Origin of the sequence: Nocardia caishijiensis NBRC 108228, assembly GCF_001612825.1 — a bacterium.
Classification (GTDB): Bacteria; Actinomycetota; Actinomycetes; order Mycobacteriales; family Mycobacteriaceae; genus Nocardia; species Nocardia caishijiensis.
Map to the genome: position 1 here is coordinate 18,133 of NZ_BDBE01000016.1, position 23,998 is coordinate 42,130.

23 protein-coding genes are annotated in these 23,998 nt (G+C 69.3%); 6 read left to right on the forward strand and 17 right to left on the reverse strand.

Annotated elements, in window-relative coordinates:
* Positions 1 to 124: 124 nt before the first annotated feature.
* From NC7_RS04155 to NC7_RS04185, 7 genes are all read right to left on the reverse strand, one after another.
* Positions 125 to 2,380 (reverse strand): MMPL family transporter, encoded by a 2,256-nt coding sequence (locus NC7_RS04155; RefSeq protein ID WP_067979017.1) that lies wholly within the window; start codon positions 2,378 to 2,380, stop codon positions 125 to 127.
* A gap of 124 nt (positions 2,381 to 2,504) precedes the next feature.
* Positions 2,505 to 2,693: a hypothetical protein gene (locus NC7_RS04160; RefSeq protein ID WP_067979020.1), complete on the reverse strand. Its 189-nt coding sequence runs from the start codon at positions 2,691 to 2,693 to the stop codon at positions 2,505 to 2,507.
* Positions 2,694 to 2,756: 63 nt separating this feature from the next.
* On the reverse strand, positions 2,757 to 3,884 hold the full coding sequence (fahA, locus tag NC7_RS04165) for a fumarylacetoacetase (RefSeq protein WP_067979184.1): 1,128 nt from the start codon (positions 3,882 to 3,884) through the stop codon (positions 2,757 to 2,759).
* 56 nt (positions 3,885 to 3,940) lie between these two features.
* Positions 3,941 to 5,134, reverse strand: a complete 1,194-nt coding sequence (locus NC7_RS04170; RefSeq protein ID WP_067979023.1) for a homogentisate 1,2-dioxygenase — start codon at positions 5,132 to 5,134, stop codon at positions 3,941 to 3,943.
* A gap of 57 nt (positions 5,135 to 5,191) precedes the next feature.
* Positions 5,192 to 6,007: an exodeoxyribonuclease III gene (locus NC7_RS04175; protein ID WP_067979026.1), complete on the reverse strand. Its 816-nt coding sequence runs from the start codon at positions 6,005 to 6,007 to the stop codon at positions 5,192 to 5,194.
* 141 nt (positions 6,008 to 6,148) lie between these two features.
* Positions 6,149 to 7,099, reverse strand: coding sequence for an N-acetylglutamate synthase, CG3035 family (locus tag NC7_RS04180; protein WP_067979029.1), 951 nt, complete (start codon positions 7,097 to 7,099; stop codon positions 6,149 to 6,151).
* The gene (locus tag NC7_RS04185) at positions 7,092 to 7,679 is read right to left on the reverse strand and encodes a peptide deformylase (protein WP_067979187.1); all 588 of its coding nucleotides are present in this window, start codon (positions 7,677 to 7,679) and stop codon (positions 7,092 to 7,094) included. Before NC7_RS04185 ends, NC7_RS04180 begins: the two co-directional genes overlap by 8 nt.
* 182 nt (positions 7,680 to 7,861) lie before the next feature.
* On the opposite strand from NC7_RS04185, the gene napA reads away from it, so the two are divergent.
* The 5 genes from napA (at position 7,862) to NC7_RS04210 (ending at position 12,112) form a co-directional block, all read left to right on the forward strand.
* On the forward strand, positions 7,862 to 8,167 hold the full coding sequence (napA, locus tag NC7_RS04190; RefSeq protein WP_067979032.1) for a nucleoid-associated protein NapA: 306 nt from the start codon (positions 7,862 to 7,864) through the stop codon (positions 8,165 to 8,167).
* Between the two features lie 42 nt (positions 8,168 to 8,209).
* On the forward strand, positions 8,210 to 8,776 hold the full coding sequence (locus tag NC7_RS04195) for a LytR C-terminal domain-containing protein (RefSeq protein WP_067979033.1): 567 nt from the start codon (positions 8,210 to 8,212) through the stop codon (positions 8,774 to 8,776).
* A gap of 88 nt (positions 8,777 to 8,864) precedes the next feature.
* Positions 8,865 to 9,563, forward strand: coding sequence for a superoxide dismutase[Cu-Zn] (sodC, locus tag NC7_RS04200; protein ID WP_067979037.1), 699 nt, complete (start codon positions 8,865 to 8,867; stop codon positions 9,561 to 9,563).
* A gap of 12 nt (positions 9,564 to 9,575) precedes the next feature.
* Positions 9,576 to 10,718, forward strand: a complete 1,143-nt coding sequence (locus tag NC7_RS04205; RefSeq protein ID WP_067979039.1) for a glutamate--cysteine ligase — start codon at positions 9,576 to 9,578, stop codon at positions 10,716 to 10,718.
* Positions 10,719 to 10,768: 50 nt separating this feature from the next.
* Positions 10,769 to 12,112, forward strand: a complete 1,344-nt coding sequence (locus NC7_RS04210) for a phosphatase PAP2 family protein (RefSeq protein WP_084457925.1) — start codon at positions 10,769 to 10,771, stop codon at positions 12,110 to 12,112.
* On the opposite strand, the gene mnhG is transcribed toward NC7_RS04210, so the two are convergent.
* The 8 genes from mnhG to NC7_RS04250 all read right to left on the reverse strand — a co-directional run bounded on the left by mnhG (position 12,113) and on the right by NC7_RS04250 (position 21,650).
* Positions 12,113 to 12,445 carry a monovalent cation/H(+) antiporter subunit G gene (gene mnhG / locus NC7_RS04215; protein WP_067979042.1) on the reverse strand — a complete coding sequence of 111 codons (333 nt, stop codon included), beginning with the start codon at positions 12,443 to 12,445 and terminating at the stop codon, positions 12,113 to 12,115.
* On the reverse strand, positions 12,442 to 12,702 hold the full coding sequence (locus tag NC7_RS04220; protein ID WP_067979045.1) for a monovalent cation/H+ antiporter complex subunit F: 261 nt from the start codon (positions 12,700 to 12,702) through the stop codon (positions 12,442 to 12,444). The genes mnhG and NC7_RS04220 overlap by 4 nt, the downstream gene beginning before the upstream one ends.
* Positions 12,699 to 13,253, reverse strand: a complete 555-nt coding sequence (locus tag NC7_RS04225) for a Na+/H+ antiporter subunit E (protein WP_067979048.1) — start codon at positions 13,251 to 13,253, stop codon at positions 12,699 to 12,701. The genes NC7_RS04220 and NC7_RS04225 overlap by 4 nt, the downstream gene beginning before the upstream one ends.
* Positions 13,250 to 14,848 carry a Na+/H+ antiporter subunit D gene (locus NC7_RS04230; RefSeq protein WP_067979050.1) on the reverse strand — a complete coding sequence of 533 codons (1,599 nt, stop codon included), beginning with the start codon at positions 14,846 to 14,848 and terminating at the stop codon, positions 13,250 to 13,252. The genes NC7_RS04225 and NC7_RS04230 overlap by 4 nt, the downstream gene beginning before the upstream one ends.
* A complete protein-coding gene (locus tag NC7_RS04235) occupies positions 14,845 to 15,231 on the reverse strand; it encodes a Na(+)/H(+) antiporter subunit C (protein WP_067979054.1) in 387 nt (128 codons plus the stop codon). The genes NC7_RS04230 and NC7_RS04235 overlap by 4 nt, the downstream gene beginning before the upstream one ends.
* Positions 15,228 to 18,011: a Na+/H+ antiporter subunit A gene (locus NC7_RS04240; protein WP_067979056.1), complete on the reverse strand. Its 2,784-nt coding sequence runs from the start codon at positions 18,009 to 18,011 to the stop codon at positions 15,228 to 15,230. The genes NC7_RS04235 and NC7_RS04240 overlap by 4 nt, the downstream gene beginning before the upstream one ends.
* A 107-nt stretch (positions 18,012 to 18,118) precedes the next feature.
* A complete protein-coding gene (locus NC7_RS04245) occupies positions 18,119 to 19,393 on the reverse strand; it encodes a hypothetical protein (RefSeq protein WP_157101835.1) in 1,275 nt (424 codons plus the stop codon).
* A 58-nt stretch (positions 19,394 to 19,451) separates the two neighbouring features.
* Complete coding sequence (locus NC7_RS04250; protein ID WP_067979192.1) at positions 19,452 to 21,650, reverse strand: AAA family ATPase; 2,199 nt, start codon at positions 21,648 to 21,650, stop codon at positions 19,452 to 19,454.
* A gap of 138 nt (positions 21,651 to 21,788) precedes the next feature.
* Between NC7_RS04250 and NC7_RS04255 the strand changes: the two genes are divergently transcribed.
* Entirely contained in the window at positions 21,789 to 22,151 is a 363-nt protein-coding gene (locus tag NC7_RS04255) for a hypothetical protein (protein WP_067979063.1), read from the forward strand.
* 2 nt (positions 22,152 to 22,153) lie between these two features.
* Here the strand turns inward: NC7_RS04255 and NC7_RS04260 are convergent, their stop codons facing one another.
* Together NC7_RS04260 and NC7_RS04265 are read right to left on the reverse strand one after the other, a co-directional pair.
* Positions 22,154 to 22,498: a UBP-type zinc finger domain-containing protein gene (locus NC7_RS04260; protein WP_067979066.1), complete on the reverse strand. Its 345-nt coding sequence runs from the start codon at positions 22,496 to 22,498 to the stop codon at positions 22,154 to 22,156.
* 53 nt (positions 22,499 to 22,551) lie between these two features.
* On the reverse strand, positions 22,552 to 23,991 hold the full coding sequence (locus NC7_RS04265) for an ATP-binding protein (RefSeq protein WP_067979068.1): 1,440 nt from the start codon (positions 23,989 to 23,991) through the stop codon (positions 22,552 to 22,554).
* Positions 23,992 to 23,998: the final 7 nt, after the last annotated feature.

Sequence of the window (23,998 nt, forward strand, 5' to 3'; positions counted from 1 at the left end):
GCCCTGATCGCCCGAAAAAGGGCTAGCCGTCCTCTCAGCCCGCTGGTGCGAGCCCCCGTGTTGATGTGAAATTCTCCGCCGCCGACGATACCCGCCGGGCGGGGCGACCCGCCCGGCGATCGGACTATGCCGAGGACTTCTCGAGGTGTGGACGTTCGGCGGTCGGCTCGTCGTCGGCCTCGTGCAATCCGAACCTGTTGTGCAGCTTGGCCAGTGGCTTGGGCGCCCACCAGTTCCAGGTGCCCATCATCCGCATCAGGGCCGGGGCGAGCAGGCCGCGGATGACCGTCGCGTCGCTGATGACGGCGAGCGCGCAGCCGAGTCCGAACAGCTTCATCATCGACACACCGGAGGTGGCGACGCCGAGGAACACGATGCTCATCAGCAGCGCGGCGGCGGTGAAGATGCGCCCGGTGCGGGCCACACCCATGGCGACCGCCTCGGTATTGCCCTCGGTGGTCTTGGGTCCGGCCAGCCATTCCTCGCGGATGCGGGAGAGTAGGAACACCTCGTAGTCCATGGACGCGCCGAAGGCCAGGCTGAACATGAGGATCGGCATGGCCAGATTGAGCGTGCCGGTGGCTTGGAAACCGAGCAGCCCGGACAGGTGCCCGTCCTGGAAGATCCACACCATCGCGCCGAAGGTGGCCGCCAGCGACAGGATATTGAGCGCGAGCGCCTTCACCGGGAGCACCACACTGCCGGTGAACAGGAACAACAGCACCAATGTGGTGATCGCGATCAGGGCGCCCGCCAGCGGCAACTTGCCGGTGATGGCCGCAACGGAATCCTGGTTCAGCGCGGCCGGTCCGGTGACCAGTGCTTCGGTGGGTGCGGGGACGGCGCGAATCGTGTCGAGCTGGTCGCGACCCGCGTCGGAATAGGGGTCGAGTCGTGTGGCGACCGACAGGTACGCCCCCGCCGACGGGTCCGACATCTCCGGCACCCCCGCCGCCACCCGCAGGCCGTTGCGGTACACGGCGGCGCTGCTCAGCACCGCAGGGACATCGGGCACCGTGGAGAGCTCGCGCGCGTAGGCATCCAGTTCGGCGGGACTGCCACGGAAGTCGCGCAGCACGACGGTCGCGCTCGACGCCATGTCGGCATCGAATTCGGTGCGCAGCACGTCGCCGACCTCGCGGCTGGCGACACCGGCGGGCAGCGAGCGGTCGTCCGGGTAGCCGAACTGCACGCCGAGGAACGGCGAACCGAGCAGCAGCAGGAACGCGGTGGTGGCCAGCGCGATCGGCAGCGGCCGCTTCATCACCGCCGTGACCAGCCGGTACCAGAAGGTCTGCTGCGGCTGCTTCTCCTCGCGCGGCGGCAGCCGGAACAGCTTGCGGGCGGGTTTGCGCAGGTCACCGGCGTCGATTCGGTGACCGACCAGCATCAGCAGCGCGGGTAGCACGATGACGGCGGCGGCGGTGGCCGCCGCGACCACCGCGATTCCGGCGTAGGCGAACGACTTGAAGAAGTACTGCGGGAACACCAGCAGCGCCGACAGCGACAGCGCGACAACCAGCGCCGAATACACGACCGTCCGTCCCGCCGTGCGGATCGACCGGATCACCGCCTCGGTGGGGGTGGAACCGCCGGTGAGCTCCTCGCGGTAGCGGCTGACGATGAACAGGCTGTAGTCGATGGCCAGCGCCAGTCCGAGCGCGGTTGTCATGTTGAGCGCGAAGATCGACACGTCGGTGACGGCGGTGAGCACGCGCAGGATGCCGAGCGCCGCCGCGATCGCGAACAGGCCGATCGCCACCGGCAGGGCGGCCGCGACGAGACTGCCGAACACCAGCGCCAGCAGCAGACCGGTGATCGGAATGGCGATCGCTTCGGCCAGGATCAGATCCTTGCTGATCTGGGTGTTGATATCGGAGAACGAGGCGGCCAGTCCGCCCGCCTGGATGGTGACCGGACCGTCGTCGTCCTGGAGGGCCTTGCTGATCTTGCCCGCCCGGTCCGGCAGCTCGGCATCGTCACCCTCGATGCTGGCCAGGATGAGGGCGCGTTTGCCGTCTTTGCTGCGCAGCGCTTGTTTCAGGTCGGGGCGCGAGGTCCAGTACGACTGCACACCGCTGATCTCGGGGTAGGTGCGCAGCGCGGCCACGGCCGAATCGGCGGCGGCGCGCGCGTCGGGGGAGTCGACCGACACCGGGTCGGTGACGAGCAGGACGTAGTTCGGCTCGCTGCCGGGGAAATGTTCGCTCAGGTACTGGCTCGCCCGCACCGAATCGAGATCCTCGGTGACGAATCCGCCCGATTTCATGTGTGAGTGCACGGTGGCGCCGATCGCGCCGCACAGGATCATCAGCAGCAGCGCGACCGCGACGATCAGGCGCGGTCGGCCGACTGCGATACGGGCGATTCTCGTCAACATCCTCGGCACCCTCTGGTAGAAGTATCGAGTTGCCACCGTATCCCGGCAACATTTCCGCCCGATACCGTCTCAGGGTGGACGCCGACGGAGTACCATCTCCGCCCCTGGGTGGATGCTTCAGCCGCTACGGTGCTGCCGACGACCCGCTGAGCAAGGTCTGGGCCAGCCGCGACAAGAAGTCGCCGACCTGTTGGCCCGAGCTCGGTTCGCAGGGCACCGGGTAGGGCCCGCATGCGGAGGCTGGTGCCGCCAGGGGCAGCTGAGCCAGGGTGATCAGGGCGAATCCGGTTACGGCGGCGATCGTCGATTTCATCGGGTCACCGTATCGATGCGCAAGGGGCGGTAGAAGACCCGAGTTCTCATGGCTTGCCGCGCCTCATGCCTGACGCGCGGGCAGGATCCGCCCGCTGACCTCGCCCAATCCGATGGGGCGCCCGGCGGTACCGGGGGCGGTGGCGGTGATGGTGACCTCGTCGCCGTCGGCGAGGAACGTTCGGGTTTCCTCGCCCAGGGAGATGGATCCCTTACCGCCCCAGGACAATTCGATGAACGAGCCGCGCTGGGTAGGTTCCGGACCCGAGATGGTGCCGGAGGCGAAGAGGTCGCCGGGACGGATCGAAGCGCCGTTGGCGGTAAGGTGGGCCAGCATCTGCGCCGGTGACCAGTACATCCGCGCGTACGGCGGTCGGCTGACGATGTGCCCGTTCCACGACACCGCCAGGTCGATATCGAGGCCGTGGTCGGCGGTGCCACGCAGGTACGGCAGCGGTTCCGGTTCCTGGGTCGGCAGCGGCACCCGCGCCTGTGCCAACGCGGCCAACGGCGTGACCCAGGCCGACAGCGAAGTCGCGAAGGACTTGCCGAGGAACGGCCCGAGCGGCTGGTACTCCCAGGCCTGGATATCGCGCGCGGACCAGTCGTTCACCAGCGCGACCCCGAAGACGTGCTCGGCGAAATCGTCGACACCGACCGGAACTCCCGACGTGGACCCGGTGCCGACCACGAACCCTAATTCCGCTTCGATATCGAGCCGCTGTGACGGGCCGAATTCCGGTGCACCCGAATCGGTCCGGCGTTGCCCTCGGGGACGGATCACGGGGGTTCCGGAAACCACGACGGTGCCTGCTCGCCCGTGATATCCCACCGGCAGATGACGCCAATTCGGCAGCAACGGTTCACTGTCGGGCCGCAGCAGCCTGCCCAGATTCGTCGCGTGGTCGATGCTCGCGTAGAAATCGACGTAATCGCCGAGCGTCACCGGCAATGCCATCCGCACCGAACCCACGGGGTACACGACCTCGACCGGCAACGCGGTATCGGCCAATTCGCGCAACCGCGCACGAACGCCACCCCACCGGGCGGGTCCGGCGGCGAGAAAGGCATTGAGATCGGGACGGGCGAAGACCGGATCACCGAGCAGTGCGGCGAGATCCAGGACCATATCGCCGAGACGCACACCGACGCGGAAGGTTCCACCCGGCGGAGCGAACACGCCGTAGGGCATGTTCTCCGGCCCGAACAGCGAATCCGGCGCCACCTCCACCCGAAGCCACCGCCCGCTCACCGCGGCCCACGCCCCGACCAGGTCCACGCATACCCGGGATCCTCGCAGGCCAGCGCGCCCTCGCCGAGCTGCAACGGTCGGAAGGTGTCCACCATCACCGCCAGCTCGTCGAAGAACTCCGCACCGATGCTGCGCTCGTAGGCGCCGGGTTGCGGGCCGTGCGCGTACCCGCCGGGATGCACTGACACCGAACCCTGTGCGATCCCGGAACCCTTGCGCGCCTCGTAGTTTCCGCCGCAATAGAACATGATTTCGTCGGAGTCCACATTCGAGTGGTAGTAGGGCACCGGAATCGAGAGCGGGTGGTAATCCACCTTGCGCGGGACGAAATTGCAGATCACGAAGTTGATGCCCTCGAAAGCCTGGTGCACCGGCGGCGGTTGGTGTACGCGGCCGGTGATCGGCTCGAAATCGGCGATGTCGAAAGTGAACGGATACAGGCAACCGTCCCAGCCGACTACATCGAAAGGATGAGTGGCATAGGTCAACCGGGTACCGATCACCTCCGCTCCGGCACGATGTTTGACCAGCACCTCCACGTCGGTGCCCTCGGCGAGCAACGGCGTCGTCGGCCCGTGCAGGTCGCGCTCGCAATACGGTGAGTTCTCCAGCAGCTGACCGAATTTCGACAGGTACCGCTTGGGCGGGGTGATGTGGCTCGATGCCTCGATCACATACGCGCGCAAGGGTGCTCCACCCGTCGGCAGCCAGCGGTGCGTTGTCGCGCGCGGCATGAGCAGCTGGTCGCCCTGGTGCACCGGCACGCTGCCGAACACGCTCTCCACCACCGCCGCACCGGATTCCACGTACACCAGTTCGTCGCCGATGGCATTGCGGTACAGCGGGGACGCCGCCTCGGCCACCACATAGGAGATCCGCACATCGGCATTCGCCAGCAGCAGCCGACGGCCCGTCACCGGATCGGTGGCGGCCGGGGTGTCGCCGGGAAAAAGATCGGGCAATCGCAGGTGACGGTGGCGCAGTGGATGATTCGGTGTCAGCGACTGATCGCCCAGGTCCCACACCGTCGAGTCGACGATGGCGGGTGGCAGGCCCCGGTGATAGAGCAGTGAGGAGTCTCCGGAGAACCCCTCCTCGCCCATGAGCTCCTCGTAGTAGAGGTTGCCCCGCTCATCGCGATGCTGCGTGTGCCGCTTGGGCGGCACCGCCCCAACACACCGGTAGAACATGCACAACCTCCCGCGGGTCGGATATTCCTGACCTCACGGTACCGCTGTGGACAACGCTCAGTCGGTGAACTCCGCGATCACCGGTGCGTGGTCGCTGGCACCCTTGCCCTTGCGTTCCTCGCGGTCGACGAAGGCGTCCTTGGCCCGCTCCGCGAGGGCGGGGGAGGCCAGGACGAAGTCGATGCGCATGCCCTCCTTGCGGGGAAAACGCAGCTGGGTGTAGTCCCAGTAGGTGTAGACGCCCGGGCCGGGCGCGAACGGGCGCATCACGTCACGGAAGCCGGTGTCGAGCATCGCCTGGAAGGCGGCCCGCTCGGGTGCGGAGGTGTGGGTCTTGCCCTCGAAGAGCTTCGGATTCCACACGTCGTCGTCGGTCGGCGCGATATTCCAGTCGCCGACCAGAGCGATCCGGGCCGAGGGGTCGTCGGCGAGCCACCGCGCGGCGTCGGCACGCAGCGTCGAGAGCCACTCGAGTTTGTAGGCGTAGTGCGGATCGGCGAGCGAGCGGCCGTTGGGGACGTAGAGGCTCCACACCCGCACCCCACCGCAGGTCGCGCCGATCGCGCGGGACTCGACCACCGGCGAGTCGAGCAGCGAGTCACCCGCGTTCTTGTCGAAACCGGGCTGGTCGGGGAAGGACACCGCCACATCGTCGAGCCCGACCCGCGACACGATGGCCACACCGTTCCACTGATTGAGCCCGATATGGGCCACCTCGTATCCGGCCGCCTCGAACTGCTCGAACGGGAACTGATCGTCGCGGCACTTGGTTTCCTGCAGCGCGAGCACGTCGATGTCGTGGCGGTCGAGCAACGCCGTCGCCCGGTCGACGCGGGAGCGGATCGAGTTCACATTCCAAGTGGCCAGACGCACGTGCGAGGTCCTTTCCGGCGGGATCAACCGGGTCGTGGCCCGCCCTCGATTCTGGACTGACCGGAGGGTGCGACGAAGGAGTGCCCGGAGGGAGGGAAGAATCGAGGTTACAGGGCCACGAACAGCGGCGCCAGCCGCTGTTCAGCTCAGCGCTGCGTAGCGGTAGGAGTGGTGTTCGATGAAGCCGAGTTCGCGGTAGAGGGCCAGTGCGGTGGCGTTGCCGACTTCGACCTGGACGTAGGCGTGGGTGGCACCCTGGTCGGCGCCCCAGCGGATCAGCTCGGCGCAGACCAGGGTGGCCAGGCCGTTGCGGCGGTGCGCGGCGGCCACGGCGACGCAGGTGAGGCCGACCCAGCGTCGGCCGTCCGGCGCCGTGGTCACCGCGCCGCGCCCGATGGCGAGGGCGTCGGGCACACCGAGGGTGGCGAAGCCGACGGTGCCGTCGAGGACGGCGGTGAGCACGTCGCGGTCGGGTTCGCGAACGGCCGGGTCGAGCGGGATCTCGCCACGGTAGCGGTGGGTGCGCAACCAGCCCTCGTCCGGTTGTGCGGCGACGCGAACCATCGAAGGGCCCTGGGGCAGCACGAAGTTCGAGATGTCGAGGCCGAGCACCACGGTTTCGCTCCAGCTGTTCCAGCCGGGCGGAACCGGAGCGAGCCGGTCGGGCAGTTGCAGCAGCAGCGGCAGACCGCGCGCGGTGTACCAGTCGGCGATCCGGTGCGTCGTCTCGATCGACAAGGTGGCGGGCACGCCCGACTCGCCGAGCGGCACAGCGGAATTCGCCCGGCCGGTGTATCCGTTGCCCGCGCGGACCAGCCAGCCGTCGATCCACGTGTGTTCGACACCGGGCCAACCGCCCGCCGCCGCCGTCTCCAGCGACCGGATCTCCTTGGTCCGAATCGGCCTCGGCCCCAATGCTTTCAGGGCGACCACCCGATCCGGCGCGACCGAAACCACCTCGCCCTCGGCGGTGCGCACCGAAGGCGGCGACATCGACACCAATTCACCGATCACATCCGTGAGCGGTTGTGGATAACCCGCGGGCAGCTGATACCGCATCACCACCCGGCGGCCGAGGGGTATGTCAGTCATTGCCGAAGGGGTCGGGGACGGTGCCCGGTACCCAGCTCAAACCCGGCTTGCCCCAGCCGTTTCGCTTGATGGCCTTCTTGGCGGCGCGCGCGTTGCGGCCGATCAGTACGTCGACGTAGAGGAAGCCGTCGAGGTGGCCCACCTCGTGCTGCAGCATGCGCGCGAAGAATCCGGTGCCCTCGAGGGTGACCGGTTCGCCGTGCTCGTCGGTGCCCGTGACCCGTGCCCAGTCGGCGCGGCCGGTGGGGAACTGCTCGCCGGGGACCGACAGGCAGCCCTCGTCGTCGTCATCGGGATCCGGCATGGTCTCCGGGATCTCGGAGGTCTCGAGTACCGGGTTGACGACGGTGCCGGTGCGGCGGATCTGATTGCCCTCGGCATCGACATCGGGGCAGTCGTAGACGAACAGCCGCTTGCCGACCCCGACCTGGTTGGCCGCGAGGCCGACGCCGCGCGAGGCCTCGAGTGTCTCGTACATGTCCGCGATCAGCCCGGCCAGCTCCGCCGGGGTCTCCGTCACCGGGGCGGTAGCGGTATGGAGAACGGGGTCACCGACGATCACGATCGGGAGAATTGCCATGGTCGCCATTATCGCCGCGGTATCGCCACGCGCGGGCGGCGGCCCCTGTGCGTCGCGACACTCCTACTGGCCCTCAGTCAACACGCCGGGGCAGCGGTCGAAGGATCGGGGCGGCTCATGGTTGAATGATCCGCGACGTGCAAGCGTCATTTTCATCTCGTGATACTCGGCGAGGGAGCAAGATGGACGGCGCAGCGGCTCGGCACATCCCCCAGGATTCGGCCGGCGACGAAGGCACCGGCCTCAGTCGCCGTGAGCTCGACATCCTGGACTTCGAACGCAAATGGTGGAAGTACGCGGGCGCCAAGGAAGACGCGATCCGCGAACTGTTCTCGATGTCGGCCACCCGGTACTACCAGGTGCTCAATGCTGTCGTCGACAAGGAAGAAGCACTCGCGGCCGACCCGATGCTGGTCAAGCGGCTGCGCCGGTTGCGTGCGAGCAGGCAGAAGGCCCGTGCCGCGCGCCGACTCGGATTCCAGGTCTGACATGGGAACCACATCCGGTTCGATGCGACTAGGGTTGCGCGGGTGAGCAACCCGAATCCCACCCCCGGCGGCCCACCGCTGCGCGCGCTGGCGATGGTGTTGATCGCGCTGGCCATCGTCTTCGCCGGTCTGGGTGCGATGTCGCTGTCGAATTCCGGTGCCGAGGCGGCCGATCCGGTCGAGCAGACCGAGACCACCACTTCGAGCGCGGTGGCACAGGCCCCGGCGACCACGGCCGCGCCGACCACGACCAGCGCGGCCGCCGCCCCGACCACGACCACGACCGTGGCGCCGACCACCACCACGACCACGACGAACCCGCCCGCGGCCGCGTCCGGCGACAAGGCCATTCCCGTGCGTGTGCTGAACAACAGCCTCGTCGCCGGTCTCGCCGCGCGCACCGCGAGCGAGCTCGGCGCGGCGGGGTGGACCAATGTGAGCACCGGTAACTACAGCGGCGCGAACCTGACGGCGACCACCGTGTACTACGGCTCCGGGCCGGGCGAGGAAGCCGCGGCCGCCGAGATCGCCGCGCAGGTCGGTGGAACCGTCGCCCCGAAGACCGGCGACAGCACACCCGGTGTGGTCGTCGTCCTGACAGGGCGCTGAACCGGCACGGCACGCGGTGCCGCAGGCCGTGTCCGCGCTGTGGCATCATCTTCAGCGGTACTGCCCAAGTCCGATAAGGAGTCCCCTGATGGCCCCCTCGTCCACTCGTCGCCCGTCCTGGCGCATTGTGACCCCGGTTGTCGCGGTCGCCGCGCTCGGGCTCGCCGCCTGCACCAACAGCCAGGAGTCGAGTGACGTCAAGGGCACCACGCCGCCCGTGTGGACCGGCGCGTCCGCCCCCGCGGACGGTGGCGGCGACCACGGCACCGGCCATCCCGCCCCCTCGGCGACCGGCGAACCCGGCGCGCACGGCGACGACCACGGCGCCTCGAGCGGCGGCCTGAAGGCCGAGCTGAAGAACGGCGCGGGCGCCGGTGTCGGCACCGCGACCATCGTCGCCGAGGGCGGCCACCTGGTCGTCACCGTCGAGGCGCGCGGCCTGACCCCCGGCTTCCACGGTCTGCACTTCCATCAGAACGGCACCTGCGAGGGCGACTTCACCTCCGCCGGTGGGCATTTGCAGGTCGGCCCGGCCACCGCGCACCCGGCCAGCGGCGACCTCACCTCGCTGCAGGTCGGTGCCGACGGCACGGCCAAGCTGGTGACCCGCACCGACAGCGTCACCCTCGACAACATCAAGGGCAAGGCCCTGATCGTGCACGCGGGCGCCGACAACTTCGGCAACATCCCGCCGCGCTACACCCGGGAAGGCGGCACCGGCCCCGACGAGACCACCCTGTCCACCGGTGACGCGGGTGCCCGAGTGGCCTGCGGCGTCGTCGGTTAGCGAGACCCGCTGATGGCCGGGGCAATTCAGCCGGTGCCGTTTCGCGGTTCGCCCCGGCCGACGATCGGCATCGAATGGGAGATCGCGCTCGTCGACAAGGTGACCCGCGATCTGTCCAACACCGCCTCGGCGGTGTTCGATGCCGTCGGCGACCTGCGCGCCCACGACGGAACGCAGCAGGTCACCAAGGAATTGTTGCGCAACACGGTCGAACTGGTGACCGGTGTGCACGAGACCGTCGGCGGCGCGGTCGAGGACCTGCGCACCACGATGGAGGCGGTGCGTCGCGCGGCCGACCCGCTCGGGGTCGATCTGTTCTGCGCGGGCACCCACCCGTTCGCCCAGTGGTCGGCCCAACAGCTCACGCGCTCACCGCATTACGACGAGCTGATCGAGCGCACCCAGTGGTGGGGCCGTCAGATGCTCATCTGGGGTGTGCACGTGCATGTGGGAGTTTCCCACCGCGACAAGGTCTTTCCCATCCTGAACTCGCTGCTGCTGTCCTACCCGCATCTGCTCGCGCTCTCGTCGTCCTCGCCGATGTGGTCCGGTGACGACACCGGCTATGCCAGCAACCGCGCGCTGATGTTTCAGCAGCTGCCCACCGCGGGCCTGCCGTTCCAGTTCGAGAACTGGCGCCAGTTCGAGGGTTTCGTGCACGACCAGATGAAAACCGGTGTGTTCGAACAGCTCGGCGGCATGCACTGGGACATCCGGCCCGCGCCCAAGTGGGGGACCATCGAGATCCGGGTGTGCGACGGGCTGTCCAGCCGTGCCGAACTCGCGTCGGTGGCCGCGCTGATCCACTGCCTCGTTGTCGATCTGGAACAGCGGCTCGACAACGGCGAGGACCTGCCGACCCTGCCGCCCTGGCATGTGCAGGAGAACAAGTGGCGGGCCGCGCGCTACGGACTCGACGCCATCGTGATCGTCGACGACGCGAGCAATGAGCGTTTGGTCACAGACGATCTGATGGACCTGCTCACCCGATTGGAGCCGACCGCGCGCCGTCTCGGCTGCGCCGACGAGCTCGCGGCCGTGGCCGAGATACCGCGCCACGGTGCCTCCTACCAGCGTCAACGTCGTGTTGCCGCGCAATCGCAGGGCGATCTCGTCGCGGTGGTCGACTCGCTGGTGCGCGAGCTGGATCAGTAGCGTTCAACTGCCCGGCTCGGTGGCGTTAACCCGCCGTTTACGATGGGTGGATGCTTGTCGAACATCCGCGTGCTGCTTCGGGGGGTGCCACCCTCGGTTCCCGTCTGCGCGAACCGGGGACGCTCGCCGCGCTCGCGGTGTCGGCGGTCCTCGCGCTGCTGATCGGGCTGCAGATCGCGGCGTCGATCAGCGGCTTCGAAGGGCCACTCGCGAGCCTGGCGCGCGACTACATCGGGACGCCCAAATCGATGTCGGTTCCGTGGGCGGGTCTTGTGCTCGCGCTGGTGGGTGTCTCGGCACGCAGGCGGGTGTTCGCGGTGAGCGCCGCGATCGGGATCGACGCCGTGTTCGTCGCATTGCGGCTGCTCGACGGTAAACCGTTCACCGTCGGCAACGGGCCGACCATCGTGCTCACCGCTCTTGTGCTCATCGCGGCGGTGCGCTGGCACGGCCGCGAACGGACCGACGCGTTGAAGGCCGCGGCACTGGGTGCCTTGCTGATCCTGGCGACGAAGGTGGGCGACGTGTGGTTGCACGTCACCTCGGCGGTGCATCCCACGGTTCTCGACGAATACCTGCTGCTCGCCGATCACGCGCTCGGCGATCCGTCGTGGGTGGTCGGCCGGGTGCTCGAGGTGCTCGGGCCGGAGGTGTACGCGGTGCTGCACTGGGTCTACATCGAGCTGCCCGTGGCGGCGATCGTCGTCGCGGTGTGGCAGTTGCGCGGGGTGGTCACCACGGGGGTGTGGCCGAGTCACTATCTGGTTCGCACGTTCCTGGTGCTCGGGCTGGTCGGGCCGCTGTTCTATGTGCTGTTCCCCGTGGTCGGTCCGATGTTCGCCTTCGGCGCCGACGGCAATGGCTTCCAGCTCGGCAACTTCTGGCCCTCGGCGCTGCCGCCGATCGGGCAGAGCCCGGCGCCGTTGCCGTTCGACGAATTCACCCCGCGCAACTGCATGCCGTCGATGCACACCGCGTGGGCGTTGTCGCTGTTCATCCACACCCGTCGCGATGTCGACGGCACCCGCGCGCCCGCCTGGCTGCGCTGGGGCGGCGCGTTCTGGCTCGCCGCGACGGTGGCCGCGACGCTCGGCTTCGGCTACCACTACGGCGTGGACCTGGTGGCGGGCGTGGTGCTGTGCCTGACCGTCGAGTCGGCGCTGCGCGCCCCCGAGCGCGGCTGGGACGCGGCCCGGATCCGGATGGTCGTCGGTGGTTCGGCCGTGTTCGCCGGGCTGTTGTTCGGCTACCGGTACCTGGCGGTGGAGATGGCGCAGTACCCGGTGCTCGCCGGTGCCGTCGTGATCGGGTTGCTCGCGGCGGTCGCCGTCGCGTTCCACCTGACCTGGTTCGCCGCCGCGCCGGACCGGACAGCCGCTGTCGTTCGGGTGTAGTCAGTCCGCCTCGTCACCGAGTTCGTTGACGCGCAACAGGCCGTCGCGGTGGCGTTGCTCGCGGTAGGCGGTGCGCCCGAGCAGGTGCGCGACGACGGGCGCGGTGATCACGGTGAACAGTCCGGCCAGCATCAGCATCCACACGTTCGCGTCGCCGCGCAGGTCGATCCCGGTGCCGATGAGGACCAGGATCAGGCCGATCACCTGGGGTTTCGTCGCCGCGTGCATGCGGGTGAGGGTATCGGGGAAACGGACGATGCCCAGCGCGGCGGTGCAGGCGAGCACGCAGCCGAGCACGATCAGCGGCGCCGACACCCACTCCAAGCCGGTCATCGGTCGTCCCGCACGCGAAAGCGCGTCACCGCGGCCGAACCGAGGAAACCGACCAGAGCCAGCGCGACGATCGCCGGGACGACGGTGGTGTCGTTGCTGTAGGCCGCCCACACCGCGAGCCCGGACGCGGCGATGGCCATCAAAGAGTCGATGCCGACCACCCGGTCGAGGGTGCTCGGCCCGGCCAGCACGCGGTACGCGGTGCCGATCGCGGCGAACGACAGCAGCACCGCCGCGATGACGGCGACAACGGTCATACCCGTACCTCCGATCGTCGACGTCGATCACCTGGTCGTTCGAAGGCATCGATGACGAGGCGTTCCAGGCGCCGGGTGGTGCGGTAGAAGGCGGCGACCGACTTGTCGCTGCCCACGTCGAGCACGTGCACGTACACCACGCACCGCTGCCGGTCGATCTCGAGCACCATGGTGCCGGGGATGAGATTGAGCAGGTCGGTGCAGATCACGAGCACCAGGTCGGACTGGATGCCGAGGGCAACCCGCAGCACACCGGAGACCGGCGGGCCGGAGGGCCGAATGGCGAACCAGGCCACCTGCGCGCTCGATTCCAGCGCGTAATAGGTCGCCACGGCGATCAACGCGACGAACGACAGCGGATGGAAGCGCCCGGCCACCGGGACCAGCGGCAGCGGCAACGCGAAGACGACGATCAGCGCGACGACACCACCGGCGAGCACGTTGGCCGCGCTCAGGTCACCCCACAGGGCGACCCAGACGGCGGTCAGCCAGGCGAGTACGCCGAGGCGTAAGGCGTTCTCCCGGTTGAGGAGTCGGCGCAGCACAGTCATCGCGGCTCCTGCCTGCCGAGGACGGACTGGATATAGACCGCCGGATCGTCGAGGTCGCTCGCGGCACGTTCGGCGATGCCGAGCACGGGTCCGGCGAACACGGTGAGCGCGAGTCCCGCGGTGATCAGGCCTGCGGTGGCCAGCACCATCAGGACGGGCATGCGGCCGGGATCGGTGCGGTCCTCGTATTGCACATCCGTCGAATCCTCCACCAGGGTCGGCGGTTTCGCGGCACTGAGATGACCTTCGGGTGCCTCCTCGCGCGGGCGCCAGAAGGCCTTGCCCCACACCCGTGCCACCGCGTAGAGGGTGAGCAGGCTGGTGAGCACCGATCCGGCGACGAGTACCCAGGCCAGCACGCTGCCGTCGGCCGCGCCCGCCTCGAGCAGGGTCACCTTGCCGATGAACCCCGAAAAAGGTGGGATACCACCGAGATTCAGTGCCGGTATCAGGAACAGCAGTCCGAGCAGTGGGCTCGCCGAGGCGAGCCCACCGAGGCGGCGCAGCGACACCGACCCGGCCTGGCGCTCGATCAGACCGACGGCCAGGAACAGGGCGGTCTGCACCAGAATGTGGTGGGCCACGTAGAAGACCGCACCGGTGAGCCCGGCCGAACCGGCCAGCCCGATGCCGAAGATCATGTACCCGATGTGGCTCACCAGGGTGAACGACAGCAGACGGCGGATGTCGGTCTGGGCGATCGCGCCGAGGATGCCGACCACCATCGTGGCCAGCCCGCACACCAGCAGGATGTCGTCGAACGCGCCGTCCGGGAACCACAGTGTGTGCGTCCGGATGATGGCGTACACCCCGACCTTGGTGAGCAGGCCCGCGAACACGGCCGTCACCGGCGCGGGCGCGGTGGGGTAGGAGTCGGGCAGCCAGCTCGACAGCGGGAACACCGCCGCCTTGATCCCGAAGGCCACGAGCAGCACGGCGTAGCAGGCGGTGCGCACCCCCTGCGGGGTTGCTTCGAGCCGGACGGCCAGTTGCGCGAGATTCAGGGTGCCGGTGGCCGCGTAGGTGAGCCCGATGCCGATCAGGAAGATCATCGACGACACCATCGACACCATCACGTACGCGATGCCGGTGCGGATGCGTTCCTCGGTGGCACCGACGGTGAGCAGCACGAACGAGGCGGCGAGCAGGAGTTCGAAGCCGACGAACAGGTTGAACAGGTCACCGGCGAGGAAGGCCATCGACACACCGGCCGTGAGCACCAGGTAGGTGGGCCGGTAGATCGAGGTCGGCTGGTTCTCGTCGCCGTCGGAGATGTTCTGGCCCGCACCGTAGATCGACACCAGCAACAACACGAACGCGGAGACGAGCAGCATGGCCGCGCTGAGCCGGTCGACGACGAGGGTGACGCCGATGGGCGTCGGCCAGCCGCCGATCTGCACCGCCGTCGTGCCGTCGCGGTCGGCGAGATACAGCAGCACCGCGCTGATCACGAGCACACCCGACAGCGCGACCGTCGACACCAGCCGCTGGATGCGCGGACGGCGCCCGAAGATCAGGGTGATCGCGGCGGCGAGCAGCGGGACGAGCACCGGCAGGGCCGCGAGGTCGGGGAGCAGCTGCGGGGAGAGGGTCATTCGGCCGGGTCCTCGCTTTCGCGCCGGGCGGCGACCTGGGTGTCCTCGGGGTCGTTGCGGACGTCTTCGGTGGTGGTCAGCCGGTAGGCGCGGTAGGCGAGGGCGAGCACGAACGCGGCCAGACCCATCGTGATGACGATGGCGGTGAGCACCATCGCCTGGGCGAGCGGGTCGGCCATGCCGTCGGGGGAGGTGTCCGAGCCCGACAGCACCGGTGGGTTGCCGTCCGGACCGCCGCCGATGGTGAGGATGAGCAGGTTCACCGCGTTGCCGAGCAGGATGATGCCGAGCAGCATCTTCGACACCACTCGCTCGAGCAGCAGGTACACCCCGCAGGCGGTGAGGACGCCGATGGTCAGGAGCACAACGAGGTTGGCGCTCATACGATCTCCTTGTCCAGGCGGGCGCCGAGGCTGCGCAACACATCGAGGGTGAGGCCGACGACCACCAGGTACACGCCGAGATCGAAGAACAGGGCGGTGACGAGCTTGATGTGTCCGAGTACCGGCACGGTGATCTCGATGATCGCGGAGGACAACGGCGGCGCCCCGAGCAGCAGCGAGGTCGTCGCGGTCCCGGCGGCGAGGATCAGGCCAGCACCGAGGAGGTGTCCCGCGTCGACCGGGAGGGCTTCGCCGAGTTCGTAGCGACCACCCGCCAGATAGCGCAGGGTGAGGGCCAGCCCGGCGAGCAGGCCACCGGCGAAGCCACCGCCCGGTGCGTTGTGGCCGGAGAAGAAGAAGTACACCGACAGCACCATGATGGTCGGGAACAGCAGTCGGGTGGTGATCTGTAGGACCATCGACCGCTCGCGGCGGTCGAGCAGCCGGGCGGCGGGCAACCAGCTCACGGCGTCGGGGTTGTAGTCCGGTGCGTCGGCGGCGCGGGGTGCGCTGCCGAAGCGGCGGCTGCGGAACACCAGCGAGGCCACACCGGTGGCGGCGACGACAAGGACGGAGATCTCGCCGAGGGTGTCCCAGGCGCGGATGTCGACGAGCAGGACGTTCACCGCGTTCTTGCCGCCACCCACCCGGTAGGCGGCGTCGGGGATGGTGCGCCAGATCGGTTCGCTGTGCCGGGCGGCGGAGGCGAAGGCGGCGAGCACCGTCACGGTGACGCCGACCGCGATCGCCAGCAGTGCCCGACGGACCTGGAACGCGGCGGCGTAACCGTCGGTGATCTCGGCCGGGAACCCGCGCAGCACGAGCACGAAGATCACCAGAGTCAGTGTCTCGACCAGGAATTGGGTGAGGGCGAGGTCGGGTGCGCCGTGCAGTGCGAAGATCACGCCGCAGCCGTAGCCGGTCACCCCGACGACGAGCACACTGGCCAACCTGTTGCGCAGCACCGTCGCGGCGAGCGCCATGGCGATCATGATCGCCCCGATCACCGCCTGCAACGGTGAATCCCACAGGTGCAGTGCGACTCCGGTGCGGGTGCCGGTCGCGAGCATGACGGCGGGCAGCACGATGAGCGTGCCGAGGATGAAGGCCTGGCTGGCGGGCAGCGAACCGGACTGCACCACACCGGTGAGTCGAAGCGACAGCCGGTCCATCGCGCGCAGCGCGGCGTCGTAACCTCGGTCGGCATTACCGAGACGGGGGCGGGCCGGTTCGTGAATCCGGTTGCGGACCAAGAACAAAGCGACGCCGACCGCCACGATGACAGCGGTCAGCGCGAGGGCGGGGGTGAAGCCGTGCCACAGCGCGAGCGCCCCGTCGAGCACGCCGGGCAGAGTCTTCGCGTACGGGCTCAGCCACTCGTCGACGACACCGGCGCCGAGCCCACCCGCGAGCCCGGCCACCGCCAGCACCGCCGGCGGGCCGAGCAGCAGCGGCCCCGGCGCGTGCCACCCGGTGGCGACACCGGGCTTGGTGCCGAACGCGGCCCACACGAACCGCGCGCTGTAGGCGACGGTCAGGGCAGATCCGGCGGCGATGCCGGTGAGCAGCAGCACCCGTACCGGTGGACTGAGCACCTGCGCCGACCACACCGCGCTCAACGCGGACTCCTTGCCGACGAACCCGAGCATCGGCGGCAACCCCGCCATGCTGATCGCCGCCGTCGCCGCCACCGCGCACAGCACCGGCGCCCGACGGCCGAGCCCGGACAGGCGGCGCAGATCGCGGGTCCCCGCGCCGTGATCGATGATCCCGACCACCATGAACAGGCACGCCTTGAACAGCGCGTGCGCCACCAGCAGCGCCAGCCCGGCGAGCGCGGCGTCGGGGGTGCCGACCGCCATCATGGTGATGAGCAGCCCGAGTTGGCTCACCGTGCCGAACGCGAGCAACAGTTTCAGGTCGTGCACCTGCATGGCTCGCCACCCGGCCAGCAGCATCGACACGATCCCCAACGGCAGGACCAAGGCATGCCACGGTGGTGTCTGCGCGAGGGCGGGCGCGAGCCGAGCCACCAGGTACACGCCCGCCTTCACCATCGCGGCGGCATGCAGGTAGGCGCTCACCGGTGTCGGCGCGGCCATCGCACCGGGCAACCAGAAGTGCAGGGGCACGATCGCCGACTTGCTCAGCGCCCCGATCAGCACGAGCACCACCGCCACCGACACCGCGATCCCGTCGGGTGGCGACTCGCGGGCGAGCAGGTCCGACAGCAGGAAGCTGTCGTAGCGCAGTCCGAGGATGACGATGCCGACCAGCATCGCCAACCCACCGGCCGCGGTCACCAGCAGCGCCTGCAACGCGGCGCGTCTGCTCGCGGCCTGCTCGGCGTAATGGCCGACCAGCAGGAACGACAGCACCGTGGTGATTTCCCAGAACACGTAGAGCACCAGCATGTTGTCGCTGGTCACCAGACCGAACATGGCGCCGGAGAAGCCGACGAGTTCGGCCGCGAACACCCCGAGCCGTGCCTCGTCACGGTCGAAATAGCGACCGCAATAGGCCAGGATGAGCGCGCCGATCCCCAACACGAGCACGCACATCACCGCGGCGAGGGAATCGAAGCGCAGGTCGATGTCCATCGAGATCTGCGGCGCCCAGCGCACGCTGGCGGTGACGGTGGTGCCCCAGTGCGCGATCACCCACCCGAGGCTGCCGAGCGGAACGAGCGCCAGCAGATAGAAAGCGTTGCGGCCCAGCACTCGCACACACAGCGGGGCCGCCAGCGCGGCCGATGCGTGAGCGAGCAGGACAGCGAGCAAGCGCGCCTCCGGGTTTCTGGCGAGTAGCGAGCCCCGATCCTACGGGCGCGCCGACGGTCTGCGGCGGTACCGACACTGTCGCGTCCGCCATGTCGGCTCCGGTTCGGCTATGACCTGGGCGCCGGTGCGGGCGGCCTGACCCGGTAGAACAGCGCCAGCGCCGCCGCGGCACCGAGCGTGATGGCCAGCGCCGCGAATCCGGGGGTCCGGTCGTCGGCGTTCACCCCGCCCGCGGGCCAGTTGCGCAGGCGAGTGGGGATGGCCCACAGGATCGACGGCAGATACAGCGCACCGAGGGCGAGCACCGCGCTGGGCAGATAGCTCACCCGCACCGAGGCGAAACCGTACCCGGCGACAGCGGCGAGCAACCCGGTGCCGATCGTCCACGTGACGGTCCAGCCGACATTGTCGGTGAACAGCGAGAAGATCGCGATCGTGGCCGCACCGAACAGCACCGGCCACGGCGACGGGCGGGCCAGCCCGGCCAGCACGGTGGCCACCACCACCGCGATCACCACCAGCAGATTCCACCCGAGGCTCGGTGCGTCACCGAGCGAGTCGGCCACGGCGGCCAGGCTGACCGCGAGCAGCACGGCGGCGCCGTCGCGATCGGGGAGCAGCAGGGCGGTGGCGAAGGCGGCGGCAACGGTGAGGACCACCGCCAGACCCACCTGTGCCGTGCTCGCCCGCCGTCCGTCGAATTCGCCCGAGAGCCACTCGGTGGTGAGCAGCAGGGTCAGGGCGAGCAGCGTCGCCGCGATGATCGGCGCGATCGGCAGGTCGGCGGCCAGCCGGGGCGGCGCGCCGAGGATCACACCGTGCTGGTGGCGCACGGTGGTCACCGCGAGCAGGACCAGCGCGCACAGCACCAGCCAGGTGGGGCTGTGCGCGGACTTGTCGGCCTGTGCCGAGTTCGAGGTGAAGATCGCGACGACCTCGCCGTAGACGAACACCACGATGGTTCCGACCGCGAAACCGACCGCGGGCCAGCGCATTCGCAACGAGCAGATGCCGAGCGCGCCGTAGGCCGCGCCCCCGCAGATGCTGTCGATGTAGTTCTGTGTGGTCAGCACGTCGGCCGAGGTCATCAGGGTGCCGATGTAGTAGTTCACGGCCAGGGCAGCGGTGGCGCAGGTGGCGGTCAGCCAGACCAGTCCTGGCCGGGTGAGCGGACGAACCAGCACCGCGACCACCACCGCGACGATGAGCCCGAGCGCCGCGGCCCGGGGCACGCCGTTGACCAGGCTGGTGACCCGATACGGCGAATCGAGCGCCGAAGCGGCGGTGGTGCGGAAGGTGAACGGCAGGAACAGCGCCATGCCCGCGACCGCGGCACCCGCGAACGCCGTCACCGCATCCAGACCATCACCGATCCTGGGCACGGTTCCGACGATACCGGCGAAACACGCGCGACCTGGGAAGTCGGCCCCCAGGGGCGGTTCATCCCCGATCGCGCGCGTACTCCCGCAACGATTCGACCTGCGCGGCATCCAACGAGGGCCGCACGGTGCGACGGGCGGTGGCCACGTCCCCGGCGGTGACATCGGCGGCGGCCATATCGCGCCGCAGTGCCGCGAGGGCGGCCTCGCGCAGCAGGGCGGCGCAGTCGGCGGCCGAGTAGCCGTCGAGGTCGTCGGCCAGGGCGGCCAGGTCGACGTCGTCGGCCAGCGGGACCGAGCGACCCGAGGTGCGCAGGATGTCGAGTCGCGCGGCCGCGTCGGGCGGCGGAACGAACACCAGCCGTTCCAGCCTGCCCGGGCGCAGCAGGGCGGGGTCGATGAGTTCGGGCCGGTTGGTCGCGCCGAGCACCACCACATCGCGCAGCGGCTCCACGCCGTCGAGCTCGGTGAGCAGGGCGGCGACCACGCGGTCGGACACGCCCGAATCGCTGCTCTGTCCCCGGCGTGGGGCGAGCGCGTCGACCTCGTCGAGGAAGATCAGCGACGGTGCCGAATCGCGGGCCCGCTGGAACAGTTCGCGCACCGCCCGCTCCGATGAACCGACCCACTTGTCCATCAGCTCAGCGCCTTTCACCGCGTGCACACTGAGCTGACCGGTGCCTGCCAATGCCCGGACCAGGAAGGTCTTGCCGCACCCGGGCGGGCCGTAGAGCAGCACGCCGCGTGGTGGGTCGATGCCGAGGCGGGCGAACGAGTCCGGATGCCGCAGCGGCCACAGCACCGCCTCGGTGAGTGCCTGTTTGGTTTCCACCATGTCGCCCACGTCGTCGAGATCCAGTGAGCCGATGGCCAATTCCTCGGTCCCCGAACGCGACAGCGGTCGGATGACATCGAGCGCGCCGAGCAGGTCGTCCTGGGTGAGTTCGGGGTCGGCCTGTTCGCGGCTGGCCCGGCCCGCCGCGCGTACCGCCGCCTCCCGGCACAGTGCGGCGAGGTCGGCGACGACGAAACCCGGTGTGCGCGAGGCGATCACGTCGAGATCGAGCTTGCCCGATGGCACCTTGCGCAGCAGTTGTTCCAGCAGCGCGCGGCGGACCAGTGCGGTCGGCAGCGGCAGAGCCAGTTCGCGGTCGCACAGGTCGGGTGCCCGCAATCGCGAATCCACCTGTGCCGGATGGGCGGTGGTGGCCAGCAGCGCGACCCGTGGGGCGCGGACGGCGGCCCGCAACTGGTCGAGGATGAGGGTGGCGACCGGTTCGGCCTCCAGCGGCAGGAGGGCGTCGATATCGGTGACGATCAGCACCCCGCCCTGTCCGCTGGCGATGTCGGCGACCGCCTCGGCCACCGCGCGCAACCGCGCACCGCTCTCGCTGGCCCCGACACTCGGCCCGTCGAGCACGACCACCCGCCGCGGTGCCGCGACCGCCTCGGCGAGCGTCGCCTTGCCCACCCCGGCCGGGCCGGTGACGAGCACACCCAGGTGTGCCGGTGCGCCGAGGGTTTTCAGCAGTTCCGGCTCGTCGAGCGCCAGGCTCAGCCATTCGGCGAGTTTGGCCGCCTGGCTCTGCACCCCGGCCAGATCCTCCACGGGCACCGGCGGGTTGCCCGCACTCGTCGTCGGCGCCTCGAGCGCGGCGTCGAGGGTGCCGCCGTCGCGTTCCACCGCGTGCTGCACCGCCGCCGCGCCGCTACCCCAGCCGACCGCCGAATTCGGCTGCACGCTCACCGGGCCCGGCCGTGGATCGATCGCGGTGACGGTGAGCAACTCGGTGGTCCAAGCGATCCCGAACGTGCGCGCCAACGCCTGGGTGGTCGCCGCCGAGCTGATGTCGGGGCCGAGATCGCGCGGCAGCAGCGACACCGTGTCGCCGACGGTCACCACCTTGCCGAGCAGGGCCTGGCGCAGCGTGGCGGCCGGGATGCTCGCCATCGCCTGCGCCGACCCGCTCAGCGAGATCTGCTTGGCGCCGAACACCGTCACCGGGGCGACGGTCACCGCGGCGTTCTCCCGCAGCCCCACGTTCGACAGGGTCACGTCGTCGAGGAGGGCGACTCCGGGCGGGCTGCCCGCGGGTGCCTTGGCCACCACCGCGGCCGTCCGGCGCGCGCCGATCAGCGCGATGCCGTCCCATTCCCGTAGGCCGAGCGCCGTGAGCGTCTCCGGGTGCAGACGAACCACCCCGCGCCGGGCGTCGGCGGCCGACGGATTGAGGCGAGCGGTCAGCGAAAGTTCAGCCACCGTGCCATTCTGCCCGCTGCCCGGCCCCACCGCCGTGGACGATCAGCGATCGATTGGCTCATCCCAAGGTCGGAGTCTGTACGCTGCACCCGACGCACCGGATGTGCCGGTGCCGCGATCCACCGGGGAAACCAGCAGATGAACCGAATCTCTTCCGTCGTCGCGACTGCCGGGGCACTCACCCTGATCCTGGCCGCCTGCGGCTCCACCGACGAAGCCACCGACGCCTCCGGCCTGCGCAAGGGCACGCCCGCGAGCACAACGGCACCGGCCACCACCACGTCCAAGGCAGCCGCGAGCGGTTCGCAGGTCACCTGTTCGGAATTCAAGTCGCTCGACAACGACGCGCAGACGCGGGTCATCGAGCAGATCCTCGCCGACAACCCCGGCGGTCCGTTCGAGGGCAGCCCGAACGTGGCGCTCGGCACCGCCAAGCTGGTGTGCCTGGCACCGGGCAATGCCGACAAGACCGTGGCCGAGGCCGCCGGGATGACGCCCTGACCTCAGTGGATCAGTGACTGCCAGTTCTCGGGAACCCGGCCCGCCGGGCCAGGAACGGGCTGATCGGCCGGATGACTCGTCGGCGCCGCGAGTTCGGGCCCGCCCTCGTACATCTCGTTGGTCGCGAAGTTCCAGAACCAGTCCTCGCCGGGCTCGTAGCTCTGGGTGAACGGATGCCCGGTGCTGCCGTAGTGCCGGGTGGCGTGCTGACTCGGCGAGCTGTCACAGCAACCGATGTGCCCGCACTGCGCGCACCGGCGCAGGTGCACCCACCAGCCACCGGCCTCGGTGCATTCGGCACACCCCGGCCCACTCGGCGGCACAGTTGGATCGATTCCTTCTGCCATGCTGACCTCCGTGACATTGGCGGCTGGCGCCGGTTCTCGGCGTGCTTGGAACCCTACGACCCGGTGGGCGCCTGCTGTGCGGGTTGCAACGGCAGGCGCACGGTGAACCGCGTGTCGCCGGGAACGGAGTCGACGCGGATGTCGCCGTCGTGTTTGTTCACCACGATGCGGAACGAGATGTCGAGACCGAGACCGGTGCCCTCACCGACCGGTTTGGTCGTGAAGAACGGTTCGAAGATGCGGCTGCGCGAGTCCTCGGGGATGCCGGGGCCCGTGTCGCCGATCTCGACGGCCACGCAATCGTTCTCGCGATACGTGCGCACCGTCAGGGTGCCCGCGCCGTTCATGGCGTAGACGGCGTTGTCGATCAGGTTGGTCCACACCTGATTGAGTTCGGCGGCGAAGCACGGCACCGGCGGCAGCGCGCGGTCGTAGTCCTTGACCACGCGCACACCGTCGCCGAGCTTGCGGTTGAGCATCACCAGCGTGGAATCGAGCAGTTCGTGCAGGTCCACGACCTGATACGGCGCCCGGTCCATCTGTGAGTACTGCTTGGCCGCACCGACGAGGGTGGAGATGCGGCCGGTGGAATCGACGATCTCGTCGAGCAGCAGTTCGGTCTCGATGGTGTAGTTCAGCCAGCGCACGGCGCCCTCGAACACGTCCGCGTGGCAGGCCTGCAGGGTCGCCTTCACGCCCTCGAGCCAGTCGACGTCGAGACCGGCCTGCACGAAGGTGGGCGCCAGGTTCCAGCCGTCGGCGATGCCCTCGTCGGTGAACCAGTCGGCGAGGGCGTCCTCGCGGTCGGCCGCCTCGAGCGGCGACAGATCCGGCGCCTTGGCCACCTGCTCGGCGGCCTGCTCCTGCAACTCGACCAGGTGCACCAGCGCCTCGGTGGGGAACCTGCCCTCGGCCATCATCTTGAGCTTGTGCCGCATGCCCGCCACCCGCTCACGCAACCCGGCGGTGGCGCGCACGGCCGCCGCGGCGGGGTTGTTGAGCTCGTGGGTGAGGCCCGCCGACAGTGAACCGAGCGCCACCAGCCGTTCCCGCTCGGCGATGCGCTGACTCGACCGCCGCCCACCGAAGAACGCACCCTCGAGCAGGTGCACCGCCATCGGGAACCAGGCGTGCATCATGCGGGAGAAGTCGGCCGCGTCGAGCACCAGGAATCGGGACCGGCGCAGCACGTACATCGACCCGTTGTAGTTCGGTTCGGCCTTGTCGCCCAGATACGCCGTCCACGCGCCCGCGTACACGCCGCGCTGGTCGGTGCGGTTGGTCTCCACCTCCACCCCGCCCGAGAGCTTGGTCAGCGTCACCTCGCCGTCGATGAGCACGTAGAAGCAGGTCGCGGGTTGTCCCTCGAGGAACACCGGCCCCGGATCGACGTATTCGATGCGACCGGCCGCGCACAGCTCGGAAAGCTGTGTGTCGTCGAGCTTTTCGAACAGGAACAGGGTTCGCAGTTCTTCGGGATCACAGACCGACATCACGCCT

What these genes read in the sequence shown, in the direction of transcription:
- NC7_RS04160 (WP_067979020.1), bottom strand. Translation starts at nt 2,693, where the DNA reads ATGAAATCGACGATCGCCGCCGTAACCGGATTCGCCCTGATCACCCTG.
- NC7_RS04155 (WP_067979017.1), bottom strand. Translation starts at nt 2,380, where the DNA reads ATGTTGACGAGAATCGCCCGTATCGCAGTCGGCCGACCGCGCCTGATC.
- NC7_RS04230 (WP_067979050.1), bottom strand. Translation starts at nt 14,848, where the DNA reads ATGACCCTCTCCCCGCAGCTGCTCCCCGACCTCGCGGCCCTGCCGGTG.
- NC7_RS04225 (WP_067979048.1), bottom strand. Translation starts at nt 13,253, where the DNA reads ATGACTGTGCTGCGCCGACTCCTCAACCGGGAGAACGCCTTACGCCTC.
- NC7_RS04180 (WP_067979029.1), bottom strand. Translation starts at nt 7,099, where the DNA reads ATGACTGACATACCCCTCGGCCGCCGGGTGGTGATGCGGTATCAGCTG.
- NC7_RS04255 (WP_067979063.1), top strand. Translation starts at nt 21,789, where the DNA reads ATGAACCGAATCTCTTCCGTCGTCGCGACTGCCGGGGCACTCACCCTG.
- NC7_RS04205 (WP_067979039.1), top strand. Translation starts at nt 9,576, where the DNA reads ATGGCCGGGGCAATTCAGCCGGTGCCGTTTCGCGGTTCGCCCCGGCCG.
- NC7_RS04235 (WP_067979054.1), bottom strand. Translation starts at nt 15,231, where the DNA reads ATGAGCGCCAACCTCGTTGTGCTCCTGACCATCGGCGTCCTCACCGCC.
- napA (WP_067979032.1), top strand. Translation starts at nt 7,862, where the DNA reads ATGGACGGCGCAGCGGCTCGGCACATCCCCCAGGATTCGGCCGGCGAC.
- sodC (WP_067979037.1), top strand. Translation starts at nt 8,865, where the DNA reads ATGGCCCCCTCGTCCACTCGTCGCCCGTCCTGGCGCATTGTGACCCCG.
- NC7_RS04265 (WP_067979068.1), bottom strand. Translation starts at nt 23,991, where the DNA reads ATGTCGGTCTGTGATCCCGAAGAACTGCGAACCCTGTTCCTGTTCGAA.
- NC7_RS04220 (WP_067979045.1), bottom strand. Translation starts at nt 12,702, where the DNA reads ATGACCGTTGTCGCCGTCATCGCGGCGGTGCTGCTGTCGTTCGCCGCG.
- NC7_RS04170 (WP_067979023.1), bottom strand. Translation starts at nt 5,134, where the DNA reads ATGTTCTACCGGTGTGTTGGGGCGGTGCCGCCCAAGCGGCACACGCAG.
- NC7_RS04260 (WP_067979066.1), bottom strand. Translation starts at nt 22,498, where the DNA reads ATGGCAGAAGGAATCGATCCAACTGTGCCGCCGAGTGGGCCGGGGTGT.
- fahA (WP_067979184.1), bottom strand. Translation starts at nt 3,884, where the DNA reads ATGCCCTACGGCGTGTTCGCTCCGCCGGGTGGAACCTTCCGCGTCGGT.
- mnhG (WP_067979042.1), bottom strand. Translation starts at nt 12,445, where the DNA reads ATGACCGGCTTGGAGTGGGTGTCGGCGCCGCTGATCGTGCTCGGCTGC.
- NC7_RS04185 (WP_067979187.1), bottom strand. Translation starts at nt 7,679, where the DNA reads ATGGCAATTCTCCCGATCGTGATCGTCGGTGACCCCGTTCTCCATACC.
- NC7_RS04210 (WP_084457925.1), top strand. Translation starts at nt 10,769, where the DNA reads ATGCTTGTCGAACATCCGCGTGCTGCTTCGGGGGGTGCCACCCTCGGT.